Below are 18,264 nucleotides of genomic sequence, written 5' to 3' on the forward strand. Positions count from 1 at the left end.
TATTAACAATTAAAGAATAGGAGAAATAACAATGAAAAAATTAAAATTGATTATTGAAGTAGTAAAATTTATAGGAATCATAGCGCACCTTTTGGAAGCCTTTGATTACATAGAATCCTTTATTAAAAGGAGAAATCAAAAAAAAGTAAATCCCGTAGGATTTAAAACAGAAGAATGATCATGACTAAATTCGAGAAGATCGAAACGGGTCTGATTATAGTTTTTGAAGTTGTACTATGTACGCTTAAAAATGCAAAGAAATTTAGAAACCTTTTGAAGAAGAAGGTCTCAAAAACAAAAACAGAGTAAGAAACAATTTAAAAACAAATAAATATGGAAACAAATTTAAGTATCATCCCACAAACAGGGATGGCAGTAATGAGAAGAAATATATTAGATCAAGAAATAGAAGATGCAGTTATAGTAGAACCAAACGTAATGGTTGAAGAAGATCATCCTCATTTCATAGAAAGTAATACCAATGAAATCACATTGGAAGAACTTAAGAACAAATGTGTTGTTCCCGTTTTTGGGGATAATTCATTAACAATCAGCCACCAAAACTTTATACAGAAAGTTTATCAGGCTGCAAATGATTGCTTTCTAGGAGAACAATTAGGAAATATAGAGTGCCGGGTATCGCATCCGGTCATTGGCAGAATTCCGACTGCTCTCCATAAAAAAGCAAGCGAACTCAGAGAAGACGAAAAGACTTTGTTTTATCAAAGAATGGCATTCTGCTTTGAGATTAAATCCATAAGTAAAACACTCAATGGAGAAGAAGTACATCTTTGTATAGGCGGTGTACGCAGTTATCACGAAGAAAATCTTTATTCAAGGAAAAGTCCGGAGAAATTTAAAATATTCATCGGCTACCGAGTAAAGGTTTGTTCAAATCTCATGCTAACTTGTGATGGATTAAAAGAGAAACTGGAAGCTATGTCTGATTTGGATATATACCAATCGGCAATAAAACTATTCACGTCTTTTGAACCAGAAGCAAATCTAAGACTTTTAGAGAATCTAGGACGCACTAGATTAACAATTCAACAGTACTGTCAATTAATAGGTCGGCTAAGACTTTATCAAGTATTACCACTGTCAGAACAGAAAGAACTACCGACAATCCTTTTAGGAGATTCGCAAATAAATGCAGCTACCAAAGGCTTTGTGTCAAATGAAAACTTTGGAGAAAGGGGATTAGGTAGTATATCTTGTTGGCAACTAATGCAGTTATTAAATGAAGCGGCTAAGTCGAGTTATATTGATAAATGGTTGGAAAGAAATCAGAACGCAACGGATATAGCTATTGGAATTCAAAAGGCATTAACTGGAGAAGATAATGGCTTTTCATGGTTCTTGTCATAAGAAAAAGATATGTACCGAAGAGGGTATCACTAATAAAACAGTGGTATCCTCTTTTATTTTTAAACAACTTTAAAAAAACAGATATGAAAGATTTAAGATTAAAGTTCAAAGGGATTGATGATTGGAATCGTCCTGTATTTATGGATGATAACGGTCGGTATTTTGGTGATACAGATCATCTATTTGATTATACAGCTAGTAAAGATGATGTCCTTAATTTCTACAGGAATATGCCACTGAATAATTGCATCTGCTATTTCGGTCAGCAGTTCGGTTGTGAACCAATGGGGATAGAAATTAAGTCGAATGTAAAAATCATATTAGAATAAACACTTTAAATGAAATGTTATGGAAAGATTTGAATTAGAAAATAGTAGAGAATTTAAGGCAGCAATGGAATTGGAAAATGCTTTAAATGATATGTGTTTTGATTATAAGAAGTTTGCAGAAAGTTTTAAGTTTTATCATCCGACACTACAGCAATCTTTGTTCAGATTGATCAGGGAGATTATCTATGTTCAGGCAGATAATGAAAGACGCTATGATGCCCGGAATATAGCTTCCCATGAAGTAGCAAAGAAATTGGTGAAAGTGAGAGTAACGGAATGCTTACCTTATATATAAATATGTATTTGGAATGTACTTGTTCGCAGATCTCGATAGAGAAATGGAAACAGAAAATGAAAAATAGCCGACCACTTAATTATGGTTGGTTAGTAAGACGGATCAAGAAACAACTACCTTTATTATATAAGGAGCTATGTTTGGAATTCTATAATCCGTGGGAAAATCAATGCAGAGTGAATCGAGATTACTACATTCTCGTTCATTCAGCGATAGAGTATTTTATAAGAAAAGAGTAAATATCAGAAAAAAGAAAATCTGATATGCTTAATCAAATGAAAGAGGAGACTGCTTTGCGGTGGTTATCCTCTTTTTGTGTTCAAATCAAGAGTGTGTTCAAATAAATCTGATAGACGGTTTTGAATACATCTTTTTGTGTTATCAATTTAATCAAAGAATAATATGAAAACAAAAAATAAAACAGCAGTAATTTATGCTCGTGTCAGTTCAAACAATGATAGACAGGACACAAGTAGACAAATCAAGGATTTGGAAAATTATGCTAAGTCACAAAATATAGAAATAGTGAATATCTACGAAGAGCATATCTCAGGTGCAAAGAAAATTGAGGAAAGACATATTCTTGGAGAATGCTTGGAATACTGTAAACGTGAATCTGTGAATTTCCTCCTTTTATCAGAATTAAGCAGACTGGGGAGAAGTACATTACAGGTTCTTCGTTCTTTAGAAATGCTACATGAATCCAAAGTATCGGTTTACATACAAAACTTAGGATTATATACTTTGCAGCCAAATGGAGAAGTTAATCCAATTGCCAGTATTATGGTAACAGTATTAGCCGAAATGGCAAACATAGAACGAAGTAATATCCAGTATCGCTTAAATTCCGGCAGAGAAAATTATATCTCAAATGGAGGTAAGCTAGGTAGAAAAACTGGTTCAACTAAAACGGAGGAAAAGAAAAGGGAGGAATATAAAGAGACCATTATCTTATTAAAGAAAGGTTATAGCGTCCGGAATATTGCTAAACTTCAAGGAATCGGAATTTCAACAGTTCAGAGAATTAAAAATCAATTTTTGACAGATAAATAGAAATTAGAGGGTGAAATTCCCTCTTTTCTTTTTCTTTCCCTGTATCTTTACGTCTCGAAAGATCTAATTTCCTTATCTTTGAAGAAATAATACTCATAACAAGAGCGTCATATTGAACAAAAAAGCTATCTTTGCAGTGTTCGACTAAGAGAAATGGTCGAATATATAGAAAGCGTTTTTGCTTTATCCTAAGATCGAAATCTGGAAAATTTCAAGGCAAAGGGATAGAGACAATATGACGCTCATTCTGTTTTGTATATGTACTTGATACAGCCAATATTGTATCTCTACATAACAATATGGCATGGGGTATTGTTTCTTCACTCATTTTTGCAAGGTTTTTCCAGATACCTGATCTTAATGAGTAGCAGACAAGTCTCATGCCTTTCTTATATACAAACGTTTAATCAAACTAACGGCTGAATTCGGAGACTTATAGGCGTATAGGAGAATGAAGCCATGATCAAATTAGATTCAATAATAGACTTACATAAAGTCCTATTATTGGTTATGCAAGAGGTAGATTGCAGAAAACATTTCTCTTTAAAAAGACTTATAATAGAAATATTTTTACTCTTTTCATTATCAGCTATAGCCCAAATGAAAAAGCCTACTATCATGATTCTGCCAAGTGATAATTGGTGTGCCACCCGATATTTTACTAAAGTTTATGAAAATTCAGGACAGAAGGAAGTCTATTCCGACTATCGCAGGGCATTCTTAGAGGATAGCGAACTCGGTCCAGTAATTAGTAAAATTGGAGAGTTATTAACTCGACAAGGATATAGTCTAAAAGATGCTGAACAAGCTGTGAAATCTTTGGAAACTAGCATTGCAGAGGATGAAGTTACTTATAGTCGTACAAGTAATAATAGACTAGCTATATCACCTTTAGATTTACTAAAGCAAAGGGTTAAATCTGATATATTAATTCAAGTAAACTGGAATGTAAAAAGGGAATCTATATCATTCACAATAGAAGCGTTTGATACATATACAGATAAAAGAATAGCAACTGCAACAGGAACTAATGAAAGAGGAAAAGCTATAATACCTATACAACTTGAAAATGCTATTAAAAAGCATATTAAGACATTTGATGAGCAGATGGATAGCTATTATCAAAGCATGCAGGCTAATGGCAGGGAAATTGCAGTAAATATACAAGTATGGGATAACTCAGATATTGATCTAGAAACAATATATGAAGGTGATGAACTTATTTATCATATTCAAAATTGGCTATCTCAAAATACAGTAAGATCGCAGTTTAACTTAAGTGATGCCACAGAAAACTTTGCTCATTTTGAACAAGTAAGAATTCCATTAGCTAAAAAAAACATGGCATTAGACGCAAGAGGATTCGTTAGAGAGTTACAGAAGTATTTACAGCAGAACCCTTATAGTATAACATCTAAGATTATTATGCAAGGTTTAGGAAAGGCAACATTAATTATAGGAGAAAAATGATGAGAAAAATAATGTTAATATGTTGTTTGTTGTCTTTATTGACATTAAACACACATTCAAATACGGTTAGTGGAATAGCGATAAATGTTCATGTTACAGAAAATATTTCTTTGTCACAAGAAAGCAGAAATTACCTTTCAGACAAAGTTTCACAATTACTTTCAGAGAATAATGTTTTAGGGAAAAATTATAGTGATAGATTTTATTTATTGGTAAATGCAAATGTCGTTGAAAAGAATATTGTAGGTGGATTACCTCAACGAATCTCACAAAAAATAGAAATGACTTATAAGATAGGAGATGCTATTGATAACATTATTTATTCTACATATTCACAAACTTATATTGGTATTGGTACAACTGAAATAAAATCTCAGATCAATGCTTTCTCTAAAGTTAAATCAAATACTCTCTATAGTCATTTTCTTGAAGAAGCTAAAAAACGTATCATTGAATTTTACTCACAACAATGTGAAAGTATCATTCAAGAAACAGAGATATACACCCAAAACAAAGAATATGATAAAGCCATATATAAATTGTCACTGATTCCGCATGGTGTAGATTGCTATAGTGAGGCTTTAAATCAGATGAGAATAGTTTATTCGGATAAAATTGGATATGAGAATCAACGTTTATTAGATAAGGCTCAACTAGCATGGAATAGTAAACCGAATAAAGAAGGAGCACAAATAGCTATTGGTTATCTTGAACAAATGAAAACAGACAAGAGTAATCAAAAAGAGATAAAAAAACTTCTATCTTCCATGAATGCAAAACTCCAGTCTGACGAAGAAAAAGAATGGGAGTTCATGTTAGAGCAATATGAACAAGAGCAAGTTTTGAAACAACAAAAGGAACAAAATGATACAGATATACTTAACACTTGTATTCAAATAGGATATGATTTTTTATCAAAGAATTTGCAGCCTATCAATATAATTAAAAACATACTACTATGGTAAAATTGAGATTTTTTATTACATTTACATTGCTTGCTATTTTTACATTGCTATTAAATGCCCAAGAAATTGAGGTTATTTCCTCAGGGCAAGGTAAAACTGAGGAGGAAGCAACAAGGATCGCTCTTCGTAATGCTTTAGAGGACTCTTATGGGACTTTTATTTCTTCATCGTCTATTATTTCTAATGATATTTTGGTTTCCGATGAAATTATATCATTAGTGCAGGGGAACATAAAAAAATATAAGATATTGAACAGTACTCAATTACCAGATATGCAAATTTATGTTACGGTTAAATCGATTGTAGCCTTAAATAAACTATCTGATTTTTGTCAAAGCAATGGAATGAATATAAAGTTTGAAGGTGCTTCTATAGTTATGAATATCGAACAGCAAATTTTTAATGCAAAAAATGAGGAAAAAATCATCAACAATATAAAAGAACAGATATTGCGAATGATGAATAATGTGAACATATACGATTATAAAGTAGAAAGCATCAATAATCATGGAGAGAATATCCAACTTGAGATTTCTGCGACTGAAAATCAAAACGGAAAACTATTGTATGATTTATTATTCAAGACTCTGGCTTCTATAAAATTAAATAGAAATCAAAAAAACACATTGGATAAGCTTGCAATAGATTATCACTCTTTACAGAAACTTAATAAACTGCATATTAGTCCTACTTTTTATTTAGCATTACCATTTTCTTTAGGTAGTTTTGCTCTCTTTTTATTACCGGATGGAAATTATGAAGATAATTTCAGTAATGGAATGAGTGGATTGTACTATTCTTCGAACATCTATGTTAGAAGTTATAATACCAAAAATACGATAAACGAATTAATACAAAAATGGAACGGCAGTCTAATAAAATATAAACTGATTGATAATAATGGTGTTGAATACAATTTCTCCCCCGGAAATATTAAACATAAAAAGACAAGAAAGAAGAATATGAAATATGATTCACCCTACTTATCAAAAACAAAGCACATATTTACTTATGATATAGAATTGCCATTAGATAAAATAAAGAAAATTAAATCATTTGACATTATACCATTATGATAAGATTCTATAAAGTACTCTTTATTTTTCTGCTTTATCAAAGTAGCAGTTTTTCACAAACGATAAATACCGAAAAAAATGATCTTACCAAATTTCTTAAACGCCAATATGAGAAAGAAAAATGTCAAGGTATTAAAATTGTGGAGGATTATAATAAAACCTATTTAATATCTATTTTGGCACTAAATGAAAAGAAATATCCTTCAACAAGTACAATGCACCGAGTAGCAAAAGTTAAATCTGCTCAACAGATAGGAACTTTTATCAACGGAACTAGTATTTTGTCTGAAACAATTATTAAGACTTATGAAAACATAAAGGATAGCGTAACAACAGAAATCATAGAAATAATCAGAGAAAAAAGTGCTAGTTTTATAAAAGGAATGGAGCTTTTAACATGTTTCGCAGATCAAGAAAATTTAATATTTATTTATTGTATAGAAATTAATCAAGTCCGTAAAAACAAAAAATGAGGTGCGTGTTGGGTTCTCAAAACAGAAAGTTTTTTTCTGTTATATCGTGAATAAATCTATATCAGTTATTAAGGGACGGAGCATTTGATAAAGTGCTCCGTTTTTTATTTTCTCCTCACTCAAAAAAATGCCGAAACTCTACTACGAAGCCGTGAGATTCCTAACTATGAATTAAATACTTAAAGTTATGACAGACACATCTCAACTCTGGTATTCACTCAACAAAGATTGTGGTGACATACCAAAAACTCTGGTAGAATTATCCTTGGATTCGAAAGAGACAACAAATAAATTCTCCGATGATATAAAAGCTTTAGGAGAATATTTTCCTCAACTGGCTTCTTTATTGGCAACGAACAAGAATGAGCAAGGATTAATGCTGGAAATAAGCCTTAAAGAGATTTTCGTTCTATGCCCACGTGGAAGATGTAGGCTAGACAGATATTCTAAGCTCCAAGAATACCTGAATAAAAATTATAATGTAACCTTAATTATTAAATCACAAAAACAAAAGACTGACTTATGAAAAATTGTTTAACAGCCAATAACAGAGCCTTAATCACAATTGACACGCAGGTACAAGACTCCTTAAACGAACACACAAGAAGATTCACTTTATTTAGAACACAAGAACTGAAAAAGCATAAGTCGGATGTGACATTTCAACCAGCTTATTAGGATGAATATACTTGTAGCATGTGAAGAAAGTCAAGCGGTATGCAAGGCTTTCAGAAAAAGAGGTCACTGTGCTTTTAGTTGTGATCAGCTTGGTTGTAGTGGTGGACATCCGGAATGGCACTATCAAGGGGATATGTTCGATATTATAGTAAACAGAGGAGGAACACTACAAAACAGGAAAAAAAAAATTTTGGATGGAGATTGGGATATTATGATTGCCCATCCACCTTGTACCTATCTTTCGGTCAGTGGAGCTAAATGGTATTATCATCCTGACGATAGTAATTTACCGATTACTGAAAGGAGACCACATCCACTTTATCCGAATAGAGCGGCAGACAGAGAAGAAGCTGTTCAGTTTTTCATGTCCGTAGCTAGTGTAGGAATCAAGAAGATAGCCATAGAAAATCCTGTTGGCATAATGAGCACTCGATGGAGAAAGCCGGATCAGATCATAGAACCTTGGCAGTTTGGCGATGAAGCTTCAAAAAAAACATGTCTGTGGTTAAAGAATCTTCCTCAACTGATGCCAACAAAAATAGTAGGAAAGGGAGAGTTTGTCATATCTAAGAACGGGAACAAATCACCCAAATGGTACACAGACATTTTCGTTTCAGGAGTATCGGCAGAAGAAAGGAGAAAATTGAGAAGTAAAACATTTCCTGGTATAGCGAAAGCAATGGCAGTACAATGGGCAGCCTAAATACCAAACTCCAAGAATACCTGAAAGAACATCTGGAGCAGAATTAATTAAATCACAAAAAACTAAGTAACAGCATGAAAGTAAAAAGATTTTCAACAGCAAGAGATGAAGAATTGAAATGTACTGATTCCGTAAGCTATATTGATGAGAACGGTATCTTATACCCCCGACTAGCAAAGATGCCAATACAGGACTTGTCTTTGATAGCCAATTTTAGAGTGGAAACGATGAAGCGTTATTATACAGGAGATATACGGGAAGTAGATTACCCCATAGTCGAGCTTCTAATGGACGGGCTCTCTGATATTCCAGTCAGACACAGAATCAGTTGTTTTGAGAATGCAGTATTCATCCAATTAAAATATCCCCCTCAACTATATGGGACTGATGATGCTAATTATGTACATATAGAATTGGCTGCTCATATATTCAGTCTGACTACCTCTGATATGACAGATATAGCGGATGAAGACAGGGAATTATATGAAGATGAAGATGGGCATTCATTGATTAGCCTAAAATGGCTAATAGATATATATGAGGATCGGTTATGCCAACTTGTTAATTACGAGAAACTAAGTTTCAAAACTGACGGACATGGAGAAATATCAATAATAATAGAAAGAAAACTAGAATAATATGAAAAAGAAAATATTTGTAATGGGCAAGGTTTATGATCTCGCCAAACAAGAAATTAGTGAAATAGAGAATGGAATACAGATGGATTTAGATAAGTTCTCTGCTGGTGGGATTAGATTCAAAATAGATATTACATCCGAGAAGACTTTGGAGCTAATATTCACTCGCCAATATAGGGACGGAGAAATTGATTGGCTTAATTATGATTCAAAGACAATTTATTGCACTGACGCAAAGATTATAACTGGTCATGGATTCGATGGTTTTAGAGTTCCCGTCTATTGGGGAGGAGTCCCATACGGTTATCCATTCTTTATGCCAAAGGAAGAATTTATTAATTGCTACAAGAAGTCAGCAGTGAAACTTGGAGGAAGCAGGTTAAAATTTGCGGAAGTTGGAATAATGCCAGATAAGATTATTTTAGCGTTAGCATATTAAAGAAAAGGAAGGTAGTTGTAAAAGACTATCTTTCTTTTTGTTTTTTCTATCAACAAATGTAACACGGCTCTTAGAACAATACTTATCAAAGAATGTATGCAATAAAAACTGATTAATTTGTTTTTTTGTATATTTGAACACAAAATACATCATACTAATAGTAAACTTCAAGTCAATATGAAAAAGATTATTTTTATAATGTTATTAGGATTAGTCTGTAACACAATCAATGCCCAAATTGTGACTAAACAAGAATTAGAAGAATATACTAACATAGGTGATATGTCTTGGTCAGCAAAGGCTAAGGAGCTATCCAATGAATATCAGTTGAATGAATTGGGCGAACTATCATTATCGATTATAAAAGAGTATAAAGGTCAGTCCAAATCTCAATTATATCGTAAAATTATGGATTGGATCATATCCATGTCTTCCGATGCAAAGTCGGCTATACAGGTATCAAATGAAGAAGAAGGAACAATCATAGCACGTTGTTATCTGCCTAATATTGCAAAACGTACTATGGGAGATAATTCATATAGAGTAAGTATTCGACCACTTCTTAAATTTGATTTTAAAGAAGAACGCATTCGAATGACATATACCCTACAGAACTATGAGGTATTGAAGATAAATGACGATAGTGGGTATGTAATAATGTTCAGTGGAGGTTTTGGTGTAACAGGTAATGGCATTACTAAAGATACCCAAATATGGGCACTTTCTGGTTGTTATCCATTTGCAAAAGACATACAATACCCTAAAGTGACATCATCACGAGCTTTTGTTTATTCACTATCATGTTATAAAATCCTTGTAGACAAAATTGATACAGTTCTAAAGAAACCATTGCAAACAAGTGATGATTGGTAAACATTCTCTTAATAATTAGCAAAAACTTTCACTTGATCATCCTTGTATTTTTCATATCTTCTTATCAATCGTCTTTTTTGTAAAGAATCAAATAAAAAAATGTTGTACTCAGTGTTAGCGAATGTTGGTTTATGCTGTTTTTTAAATAATCTTTGATAACTCCATCCAAGTTGCTCAGTTAAACTTTGGAGTTGGGAATCTGTTAGCTCCTCAATCTGCTTATTCAAAAGCCTAATTTTGTTTTCTTTTGTAGAAGAGCTATTGATCAAGCTTTCAATAACATCAAAATTCAAGAGAATACATTGCGGAAAATTAGCCAATATATCGCACGTTAGCTTTGCAATATCTTTATTTTCAATTATGAAACTATCGCTAATTTTCTCAATAATCTCTATTTTATTATTATTTGTGACTATATCTGATTTTAACAATGATAAAACATCATCCTTTTCCAGCCCTATCTCATTAATTATCGGCAGCAATTTATTTTGTTGCTTTTCTATAAGTCTTATATGTTGTTTAGGAAAATACTCTTTAAGTCTATTGAAATTATCTACCGTAAGAGTTAAAAAGTTAGTATTTACCATCCATTCTACTTTATCTTTATTTAAGTGTTCAAAGTTCAAACTATGCCATACATACGGAACTGACTTTAGGAGGCTGATATAGCTTGCATATTGTAAATCATTACAGTTTATAATCATAAGTGAAAATGTTTTAATAATCTCTTTAGATTTTTCTTTTAATTCAATTTCGATTGACTGTTTAGAAAGTAAATTATAATTTTCTTCTTGATTTAAATAGCGTACCAATATTTCATCTAAAGTACTACCTTCTGTCAATGTCTCATAATATAGATATAGATTTCTCCAAGTTGCAACAATTTTATTCTCATTGATTAATATTTGTTGAACTTCGCAACTTTGCACTTTTGAAATATCAGATACTAGAATTTCTTGTTTTAAAATAATGCTAGTTTTTGCCGAACTACTTAGGCTGTCATTATTGAGTAGTTTAACAACACTTTCTTCAGTTTCTTTTATGTTCTTTTCTAATTTCAAAAATATGTTATTTATGTAAGTGGAGATATTATTTTCAACATAATCTATAAGGTTTTTACTTCTTGAATCTAAAATAATTGAATAGTTTGATTCTGCCAAATCACGTTTGTCAATGTTATCATTGTATAGCAACAACATCATTGATATGTTTGCATCATTAATTTCATAGAAATTATTTTCATATATATAATCAAATAACGATTTTGTTACTTTATCAGGAGAGTCTAGTTGTTTAAACTTAATATTAAGCTTCTTTATTAGAGCGCTCGTTTTGCTTTCATAAGAATTGTCAATTAGAAAAATGAAATCAGGCAGAGTGTTTATGAAGCCTGATAATTTGTTATCTCTATTCATCTGCAAAATATCATCCTCATCTGCGTATTCTATAATTAGTTTCAAATAGCTTTTTAATTTATCATCATGATAAATAATTGCTTTCTCATGCTCGTGCATGTAGTACCACCAATTATTCCAAGAGTTACAAATTGACTTTATAAATAAGGGTAAATTTTTCCCTCTTTCTATATATTCTTCGATAAATGTTACTGAACTATCTTTTTCATTACTTAGAACGAACATAATATCTTTATATTTAGCTTTATACTTATCAATATTCTCAGATAAAAAATCTAATAAACTAAAGTTAAGAATTACATCTCGTTTAAAGTACTTGTCAGGAATTTCCTTAATCAGATTTCCTATTTTATCAGATAATTTATAATCAAAAGGAGAAGATTTTCCACTCTTCACTTTTCTTTTAAATATTTCGTCTGCTCTTGTTGTGTTTCCTTCGTGAAACAAGGATATATAATCTTCGTAATCTTCATTAATATAACCATTAATCAAAAGTGTTCTCATCATTTGATTATTCGAAAAGTTCTCCAAATATGGCTCAATATCAATTTCTTGGAATATTTCCTGTAAACTCTTTGATACTATTTCTTTCTTTTTATTTTTTAATTGTATGATTTCGTTTTTTAGTTTACTTATTTTATCATTCGCTTTGCTCAAAACAAGTTCTTCTCTCTGTTTATAAGGAATTGGACTAGAAACACCTGCAATACTTCCAAATGTTACGCTACTGCTATATGTACCATTTGAATTGATATAATATCTAATGTTAGAATTCTCATTCTTTAAAAGTTTTTCAAAATATTCATCTTCTAAAAAATATGTAACATCAATTCTTTGGTTATCTATATAGATATCTGTCAAACCAGGTAATTTACGTTGTAATTTGAATAGATATATCATCCTCAGTTCTTGGATAGAAGTAATTTTTTCTTTTTCAATGTTATCAATCTTAGATTCTATTTGTTTGACTTTTTCCGCATATTCATTTAGTAGTCCACTTATATATTTATCTTTATTTGAAACAAATTTGTAAAGAAGACCATTGTGTTTAGAAAGCTTACCAAAATCGTCAGGATACATATTTTTATATACTATTATAGCAAATAAATTATCTTGATTTTCAATAGGTATACTTTTTCTATAAATACAAAATTCATGGAAAATATTAATAAGCAATCGCATGTCAATATCATCAATAAAAGAAACTATATCTTGAACAAAATCTGAAGTTAAAACATTTTCTAATCGTCGTGTCTTTACAAGCTCATTCAGTTTAACTCCCGCATTAGAAGCATTAATGAATGGGATTATTGGTATTATATAATCGAAAAATTTAACCCTTTCATTTTTATCTGTAAACAGTTCATCTTTAATCGCATATATAAATTTGATTTCTCGATTAATCAGTTTTGATGTATTTAAAAGGATATTTAGCTCTCGAAGTTTTGTAAATATATCCGTTGTATCAAATCTGTCTAAATCTTCAATGACTACTACATTATATGAGGTTCTTTCAAAAAAATAAATAATTTCTTCTAGGTGCTCATTGAAAACAGATTTGTCAACATTGTCACCAAGCTCAAGTTCTCCTTTTATACTGAATTTATTGATTTTAGAATTGCTAAGTAAGCGAATTATATTTTGGGCAAAGAAACCAATACCGGCAAAAAAACAAACAAATGTAAAAAAAGTAATCCAATCAAATTTGAAAGATAATATCCATGATGAAGGATTAATTTTATCTATGTAATTGAACCTGAATAATAAAATTGCACTTATTAGCCAAATTATCAAACTTATAGATATGAGTAATAATTGCCACCACTTATTGTTGTTGATCCTTTTGAAGCGTGAATCTGGTATTTCTGTGGGTTTAACATGATAAAAAATTTGTTGCAGTATGCTTATTTCCAATCTGCGTTCTAAACAAGTATTAATTGAGTATTGTTTTACTATTTCATTTTTCGTTTCTGGTAAAAGTCTCTCTTCTCCATCTTCCTGATTAATCTTTTTATCTCCTTTTGAAAGTGACTTCTTTCCATTTTCCTCATTGTCTTTAAATGAAGCCAATGAAATATTTAAATATTCATATTCTGGGTGTAAATATTGAAACGTTTTAATTATTGTACTTTTCCCCGATCCATATGCTCCAGTAATAGCTATATTAGTTAAGTCAATTGTTGCTAATGAATGTTCCAGCTCATCTAAATATGGTTGTATGACTTTTATATCTTCTTCCTTTGTTAAAACTTTAGGGGCTAAAGAAATAACAGAAGTTTCTTTGGGTTCATCCTTTCTTTTTAACCAAAAGATGATTTTTGTCAGGTATTTAATAGCATATTTCCTTGCACTCATAAAGAAAAACTTTTTTCTTGCTTATCAATGTTTATAACCACATTTAGCATTTTTACAATACAATCGTAAACAAGGCTTCAAGCGATGATTGAGATTGGTTTGTATATCAATATAAAACAGTTATTTTCCTTTTTTCTAGTCAATCATTTTCCTGTACGTTTTTTACAAGTACAATCTCTGATCTGTTTAACTCTATTGTCAAATTACCGATGTGTCTTGCAAATGTATTGATTTGTTTTCAATTAACCAATAGGATGCTAATGTTTTAGTTTTAGCATGTATCATTAGAGAAGCGGTTTTAGCTTTGGGAAATTAGAGAGTCAGCAACTCGCCCTATTTGGGGTAAGCCACCGACATTTCATTTTTTATTCTCCTCTCAACTTCTTACTTCTATACATCCTGCCCTCTTCTCTTTTCTGGTACAACTTCATCTTATCCTCTCCAAAGTTTTCCTTGTTGGAATTATAGTTATTGATAACTCTTCTATGTAGGCTTTATCAATACCATGCAGTCTAAATGTACCAGTAAGATATTTCAAAGCATTTTCATAGAGTACACTATACCTGCATAATCATTTGGAGTGCGAGTGTATAGATTGATATCGATATCTATCATTATAAGAATTCGGGTATTCCTTCCTACATTTTTATCTATATAATTGATCAGTGTTTTGTCTTTCCATTTTGCCTGATTGGGATTCTTAATTTTGGATAGTGGTAATATAAGGCTTTTGCAAAATGGCGTACCTGTACTCCTTATGGTCTTTGATGTCACTTAAAAAATCTCTATTGTTAATATATAACAGAGACATTTTACTTTTCTAGGATATTCAACAACTTATTATATTCGTTATCACCTAGAGTAGCACGAGATATTGCTTGTGTCCGTATATGTGTAGGTTTACAGATTAACCTACCTGATTCTTCTAAGTTTATCCATACATCATCATCAATAAGTTTTTTTCCATCTATCCTTACCACGTAGTATAAGAAACACGGTATCTTGACCTTCCATTCCAATATAACACATTTGTGATTTTGTAAAAAAAATGAAAAGTGACATTTTTTTAGGTAAATCACTGATTCTAAATAAAGAATGGGCTATAAATTGTATTAGTGCCACCTTTTTAAAGAAATTGATATCACTCTGTTCTATTTCCTCCTTAAGTCCTTTGAGTCGGTTATACCAATACTAATCATCCAATGTGTTTATTGCATCATGGGTAAAAAAAGAATCTACATCCAAATTTAAGGTTCTTTTATTCTCAGCTACAATTTCTTTTATAATATCAGTCCTAAGCATTTGAGCTAATTTGCAATTAACCTGTTATAGCCGGGATTAAGACTAAGGATTATAACTTTAGCTTTAAGCGGATTACCTTGAAATGATTCAGGTGGAATTCCCAAAATAAATTTAAAATCCTGTTGTACTTTCTCGTTAAATGTATGTATTATATCCTCGTCTCCCGGGTATATATATTCTTCCCTATCTGTATATAGATTAGTAGTATCTAATTTATCGGCTACATTTTTCCATTGAATTAAGACCAAATATATCCTTTTGATAAATTCAAGTTCTGCTAAGTATTAAGGTTCATATTATGACATAAAGAAAGTAATTCTCCTCTTGTTAATATCAAGAAATATTTTTTCCTAATTCCGAGACTGTGTTTCTAAGATTACGATTTATTGTATATTATTGCCAAGTCTACTTAATCCAAAACCTCCACTCGCGTGTACATTGACAGTACTTCTTTTTTCCAATTGTAACAGGTTTATTGTTTGCATCGCCTTGATATTCTATCCTATTACCAAAAGGATCATATTGACATACATTTTTTCGATAACCCTGTTCTATTGGTTCGGTTGGTAATTCTTCGTCAATCCATTTAATATGTATGCCATCATCAAAAAGAGAATTGCCCATAAGAAGATATTCATAGACATAGGTTGGTCTTATTTCAACTATAGGTTCACTATCTTTGTCTATCACCTTAATGCCTCTGATAAGAATAGAAGCTCTATATTGTCTATCTTTATTTTCAAAAGTAAAATCAACTCCCGATACATGTGCGTTAAATGAACCAAGGGGATAATATTCATTTTTCATACTAGGATCTTTTATTTTATCAGAAATATGATACATGATATAATCCTTGATCTTTGCTCCTTCACCTTCTTCATGGTAATAGAATTCTATATCACGAAGATAAATCTTTCTATTGTTTACTTGGAAATATCCACCAAAGAAGAAATGGTGAGCAAGTTTATCCATTTCCTCTAGCAATAACTTTTCATCTCCATTTGCTCCTTGAAAAGCCTCCAGAATTCCTTTTAATGTATTTTTCATTTTATTATTTTAGTAAGTTGTTCATACTCTTTCCTATTATCCTTTCTATAGCCAAAATCCATGAGATAATTACTAGCCGATAAAGTTTTTAATCTCACTATTATAAATAATGAGATAAATGTAAAAAAAAGACCAGCCAAAGAAGCGGAGATAATATATAACACGCAGTTATTTTGACCAATAGATGAATAGAAGCAATTCCAAGACTCTAATAATAAAGCTATAAAAGCTGATAAATGTAATATTATCACCACACTCCACGTGATAAGGAAAACCCATCCTATTAATATATTCAATTTAGACACTGAATAAGCACCACTATCAATATTACTTAATTTCTTATTACAGTAGAAGCCATCATCATCTTTTTTCTCCATATCTTTATCTAAAAAGTCTACTTTTCCCATCAAATATATTTGTGGTATTCCTAATTCATGTTTAAACTCTTCTTCAAAATCTGAGATAGCTTTTGCATATACTTCATACCATGCTTTAGACCCTTTAGCCATCAACACCCAAATAACAGATAGTGTAAAACCTAATAATCCAATAGCAAAGGCAGCACCATGAAGAATCTTGTAATTTAGTTCTATAAATACATTATTGCTAAAAAGATTTGAGATAAGAATACCATACCCTGAAAGCGTTAATGTTAAAAATACTGCCAAGAAGATTGAACGCTGCCAAAGATTGGTGATTTCCATATCTCGACATCTATATAATTTATTTAATGTACGTTCAAGGTCACATTTTTGATTACCTTTCCGTTTTCGATATATCATATTCCGTAATTTTATATATTGTCCTTTTCTGTAAAAGTAGTTATAAAATCATTATATTGAATAGAAAATAAGAAAATTAACAAAAAGAGATAGTCGTTCCTAACTATCTCCTCAACCATTTTATTTATATGCGCTATTGACTATCCCTTCAATCTCTGTTCCGTCAAAATCAGGTTCAACATAACGCCACAGCAAATACATAAGAGCATCATCTTTGGAGACACCATAGTCATGTAGTTTACAAGCAAACCGAAACAGATTGGAATTCCGAAATCCCCGACTAACAGGAAAATACCTATCCGATAGCTCTTGTGCTTTCTTTATAGCCTGATCGGGGTTCTTGAATTTAGGTGGCTGTAACATGAGATTTTTCCAGAATGTTGCACCTGTACTTTTTATAGTCTTTGATGCCACATAAGGAGTAATCTTTGCTGTTGATGAAGCAGGGACAAAGTGGTATATCTCTGAATCCGCATTATAATATACCTTTGGATCATAACTTATGAAATGTGCCCGTGACAAATTATCACATTTAGAATCTATATGCGTATTCCCCAAGTACCCACTGATTGAGCTATACAGTTCTTTATGAAAAGCTGGATCAAGGGAATCATGTTGGATAATTAGTTTTATTCCTCCTCTTGGTGAATGGAAAGCCATCTTAACATAGGGATCACTTGTGTGTTTCACCCAATCAGAATCTCTCTCCGATAACTCATTGGGGAGATCATAATCTAAGTCTATACAGATATAGCAAGAATAATCTGATAATGCCGTATCTAATCTTTTTCCAAAAATGCCATTAACCAAAACTACAGGTAATTTCTTCTTTAACCAATCTTGTTTTTTCTTATTACCCATATTTCTCTGAATATCTAAAGTAATATCCTTTATATATCCATAAGGAGTTTCTATTTTATTCTTTAGATCAAGTAGTTCTGATATACAGACATACTGATTCCTAAATAATCCTTCTATTAAAGTTATCTTATCTGTCATATTC

18 protein-coding genes are annotated in these 18,264 nt (G+C 31.3%); 14 read left to right on the top strand and 4 right to left on the bottom strand.

The features are described from left to right. Positions 1–31 precede the first annotated feature (31 nt). The 14 genes from ACESQI_RS11780 (at position 32) to ACESQI_RS11845 (ending at position 10,360) form a co-directional block, all read left to right on the top strand. The gene (locus ACESQI_RS11780) at positions 32–178 is read left to right on the top strand and encodes a hypothetical protein (RefSeq protein WP_227204782.1); all 147 of its coding nucleotides are present in this window, start codon (positions 32–34) and stop codon (positions 176–178) included. A 155-nt stretch (positions 179–333) separates the two neighbouring features. Further along, positions 334–1,368, top strand: a complete 1,035-nt coding sequence (locus ACESQI_RS11785) for a DUF3871 family protein (RefSeq protein ID WP_234138346.1) — start codon at positions 334–336, stop codon at positions 1,366–1,368. 83 nt (positions 1,369–1,451) lie between these two features. Continuing rightward, a complete protein-coding gene (locus ACESQI_RS11790) occupies positions 1,452–1,697 on the top strand; it encodes a hypothetical protein (protein ID WP_062694740.1) in 246 nt (81 codons plus the stop codon). 19 nt (positions 1,698–1,716) lie between these two features. Continuing rightward, positions 1,717–1,992: a hypothetical protein gene (locus tag ACESQI_RS11795; RefSeq protein WP_258894616.1), complete on the top strand. Its 276-nt coding sequence runs from the start codon at positions 1,717–1,719 to the stop codon at positions 1,990–1,992. A gap of 402 nt (positions 1,993–2,394) precedes the next feature. Continuing rightward, positions 2,395–3,045 (top strand): recombinase family protein, encoded by a 651-nt coding sequence (locus ACESQI_RS11800; protein ID WP_370827931.1) that lies wholly within the window; start codon positions 2,395–2,397, stop codon positions 3,043–3,045. A gap of 459 nt (positions 3,046–3,504) precedes the next feature. Beyond that, complete coding sequence (locus ACESQI_RS11805) at positions 3,505–4,515, top strand: DUF6175 family protein (RefSeq protein WP_258894617.1); 1,011 nt, start codon at positions 3,505–3,507, stop codon at positions 4,513–4,515. Then, positions 4,512–5,480 carry a hypothetical protein gene (locus ACESQI_RS11810; protein ID WP_258894618.1) on the top strand — a complete coding sequence of 323 codons (969 nt, stop codon included), beginning with the start codon at positions 4,512–4,514 and terminating at the stop codon, positions 5,478–5,480. The genes ACESQI_RS11805 and ACESQI_RS11810 overlap by 4 nt, the downstream gene beginning before the upstream one ends. Continuing rightward, on the top strand, positions 5,474–6,556 hold the full coding sequence (locus ACESQI_RS11815; RefSeq protein WP_258894619.1) for a hypothetical protein: 1,083 nt from the start codon (positions 5,474–5,476) through the stop codon (positions 6,554–6,556). Before ACESQI_RS11810 ends, ACESQI_RS11815 begins: the two co-directional genes overlap by 7 nt. Further along, on the top strand, positions 6,553–7,029 hold the full coding sequence (locus tag ACESQI_RS11820) for a hypothetical protein (protein WP_258894620.1): 477 nt from the start codon (positions 6,553–6,555) through the stop codon (positions 7,027–7,029). Before ACESQI_RS11815 ends, ACESQI_RS11820 begins: the two co-directional genes overlap by 4 nt. Before the next feature lie 187 nt (positions 7,030–7,216). Then, positions 7,217–7,555, top strand: a complete 339-nt coding sequence (locus ACESQI_RS11825; RefSeq protein WP_258894621.1) for a hypothetical protein — start codon at positions 7,217–7,219, stop codon at positions 7,553–7,555. A gap of 153 nt (positions 7,556–7,708) precedes the next feature. Continuing rightward, positions 7,709–8,410: a hypothetical protein gene (locus tag ACESQI_RS11830; protein ID WP_370827926.1), complete on the top strand. Its 702-nt coding sequence runs from the start codon at positions 7,709–7,711 to the stop codon at positions 8,408–8,410. A 74-nt stretch (positions 8,411–8,484) separates the two neighbouring features. Continuing rightward, on the top strand, positions 8,485–9,048 hold the full coding sequence (locus tag ACESQI_RS11835) for a hypothetical protein (protein WP_370827925.1): 564 nt from the start codon (positions 8,485–8,487) through the stop codon (positions 9,046–9,048). A gap of 1 nt (position 9,049) precedes the next feature. Next, positions 9,050–9,487 (top strand): hypothetical protein, encoded by a 438-nt coding sequence (locus ACESQI_RS11840; RefSeq protein ID WP_258894624.1) that lies wholly within the window; start codon positions 9,050–9,052, stop codon positions 9,485–9,487. A gap of 177 nt (positions 9,488–9,664) precedes the next feature. After that, entirely contained in the window at positions 9,665–10,360 is a 696-nt protein-coding gene (locus ACESQI_RS11845; protein WP_373126138.1) for a DUF4468 domain-containing protein, read from the top strand. An 8-nt stretch (positions 10,361–10,368) separates the two neighbouring features. On the opposite strand, the gene ACESQI_RS11850 is transcribed toward ACESQI_RS11845, so the two are convergent. The 4 genes from ACESQI_RS11850 to ACESQI_RS11865 form a co-directional block, all read right to left on the bottom strand. Then, positions 10,369–14,130, bottom strand: coding sequence for a hypothetical protein (locus tag ACESQI_RS11850; RefSeq protein ID WP_258894628.1), 3,762 nt, complete (start codon positions 14,128–14,130; stop codon positions 10,369–10,371). Between the two features lie 1,707 nt (positions 14,131–15,837). Continuing rightward, positions 15,838–16,479 carry a hypothetical protein gene (locus tag ACESQI_RS11855; RefSeq protein ID WP_258894629.1) on the bottom strand — a complete coding sequence of 214 codons (642 nt, stop codon included), beginning with the start codon at positions 16,477–16,479 and terminating at the stop codon, positions 15,838–15,840. Then, a complete protein-coding gene (locus ACESQI_RS11860) occupies positions 16,476–17,261 on the bottom strand; it encodes a hypothetical protein (RefSeq protein WP_373126140.1) in 786 nt (261 codons plus the stop codon). Before ACESQI_RS11860 ends, ACESQI_RS11855 begins: the two co-directional genes overlap by 4 nt. Positions 17,262–17,381: 120 nt before the next feature. Then, positions 17,382–18,264, bottom strand: an 883-nt coding sequence (locus ACESQI_RS11865; protein WP_373126142.1) for a BT4734/BF3469 family protein, incomplete at its 5' end; no start/stop codon positions are given.

It is taken from the genome of Bacteroides sp. HPS0048 (genome assembly GCF_964240755.1).
Taxonomy (GTDB): domain Bacteria; phylum Bacteroidota; class Bacteroidia; order Bacteroidales; family Bacteroidaceae; genus Bacteroides; species Bacteroides nordii.

What these genes read in the sequence shown, in the direction of transcription:
- ACESQI_RS11780 (WP_227204782.1), top strand. Translation starts at nt 32, where the DNA reads ATGAAAAAATTAAAATTGATTATTGAAGTAGTAAAATTTATAGGAATC.
- ACESQI_RS11785 (WP_234138346.1), top strand. Translation starts at nt 334, where the DNA reads ATGGAAACAAATTTAAGTATCATCCCACAAACAGGGATGGCAGTAATG.
- ACESQI_RS11790 (WP_062694740.1), top strand. Translation starts at nt 1,452, where the DNA reads ATGAAAGATTTAAGATTAAAGTTCAAAGGGATTGATGATTGGAATCGT.
- ACESQI_RS11795 (WP_258894616.1), top strand. Translation starts at nt 1,717, where the DNA reads ATGGAAAGATTTGAATTAGAAAATAGTAGAGAATTTAAGGCAGCAATG.
- ACESQI_RS11800 (WP_370827931.1), top strand. Translation starts at nt 2,395, where the DNA reads ATGAAAACAAAAAATAAAACAGCAGTAATTTATGCTCGTGTCAGTTCA.
- ACESQI_RS11805 (WP_258894617.1), top strand. Translation starts at nt 3,505, where the DNA reads ATGATCAAATTAGATTCAATAATAGACTTACATAAAGTCCTATTATTG.
- ACESQI_RS11810 (WP_258894618.1), top strand. Translation starts at nt 4,512, where the DNA reads ATGATGAGAAAAATAATGTTAATATGTTGTTTGTTGTCTTTATTGACA.
- ACESQI_RS11815 (WP_258894619.1), top strand. Translation starts at nt 5,474, where the DNA reads ATGGTAAAATTGAGATTTTTTATTACATTTACATTGCTTGCTATTTTT.
- ACESQI_RS11820 (WP_258894620.1), top strand. Translation starts at nt 6,553, where the DNA reads ATGATAAGATTCTATAAAGTACTCTTTATTTTTCTGCTTTATCAAAGT.
- ACESQI_RS11825 (WP_258894621.1), top strand. Translation starts at nt 7,217, where the DNA reads ATGACAGACACATCTCAACTCTGGTATTCACTCAACAAAGATTGTGGT.
- ACESQI_RS11830 (WP_370827926.1), top strand. Translation starts at nt 7,709, where the DNA reads ATGAATATACTTGTAGCATGTGAAGAAAGTCAAGCGGTATGCAAGGCT.
- ACESQI_RS11835 (WP_370827925.1), top strand. Translation starts at nt 8,485, where the DNA reads ATGAAAGTAAAAAGATTTTCAACAGCAAGAGATGAAGAATTGAAATGT.
- ACESQI_RS11840 (WP_258894624.1), top strand. Translation starts at nt 9,050, where the DNA reads ATGAAAAAGAAAATATTTGTAATGGGCAAGGTTTATGATCTCGCCAAA.
- ACESQI_RS11845 (WP_373126138.1), top strand. Translation starts at nt 9,665, where the DNA reads ATGAAAAAGATTATTTTTATAATGTTATTAGGATTAGTCTGTAACACA.
- ACESQI_RS11850 (WP_258894628.1), bottom strand. Translation starts at nt 14,130, where the DNA reads ATGAGTGCAAGGAAATATGCTATTAAATACCTGACAAAAATCATCTTT.
- ACESQI_RS11855 (WP_258894629.1), bottom strand. Translation starts at nt 16,479, where the DNA reads ATGAAAAATACATTAAAAGGAATTCTGGAGGCTTTTCAAGGAGCAAAT.
- ACESQI_RS11860 (WP_373126140.1), bottom strand. Translation starts at nt 17,261, where the DNA reads ATGATATATCGAAAACGGAAAGGTAATCAAAAATGTGACCTTGAACGT.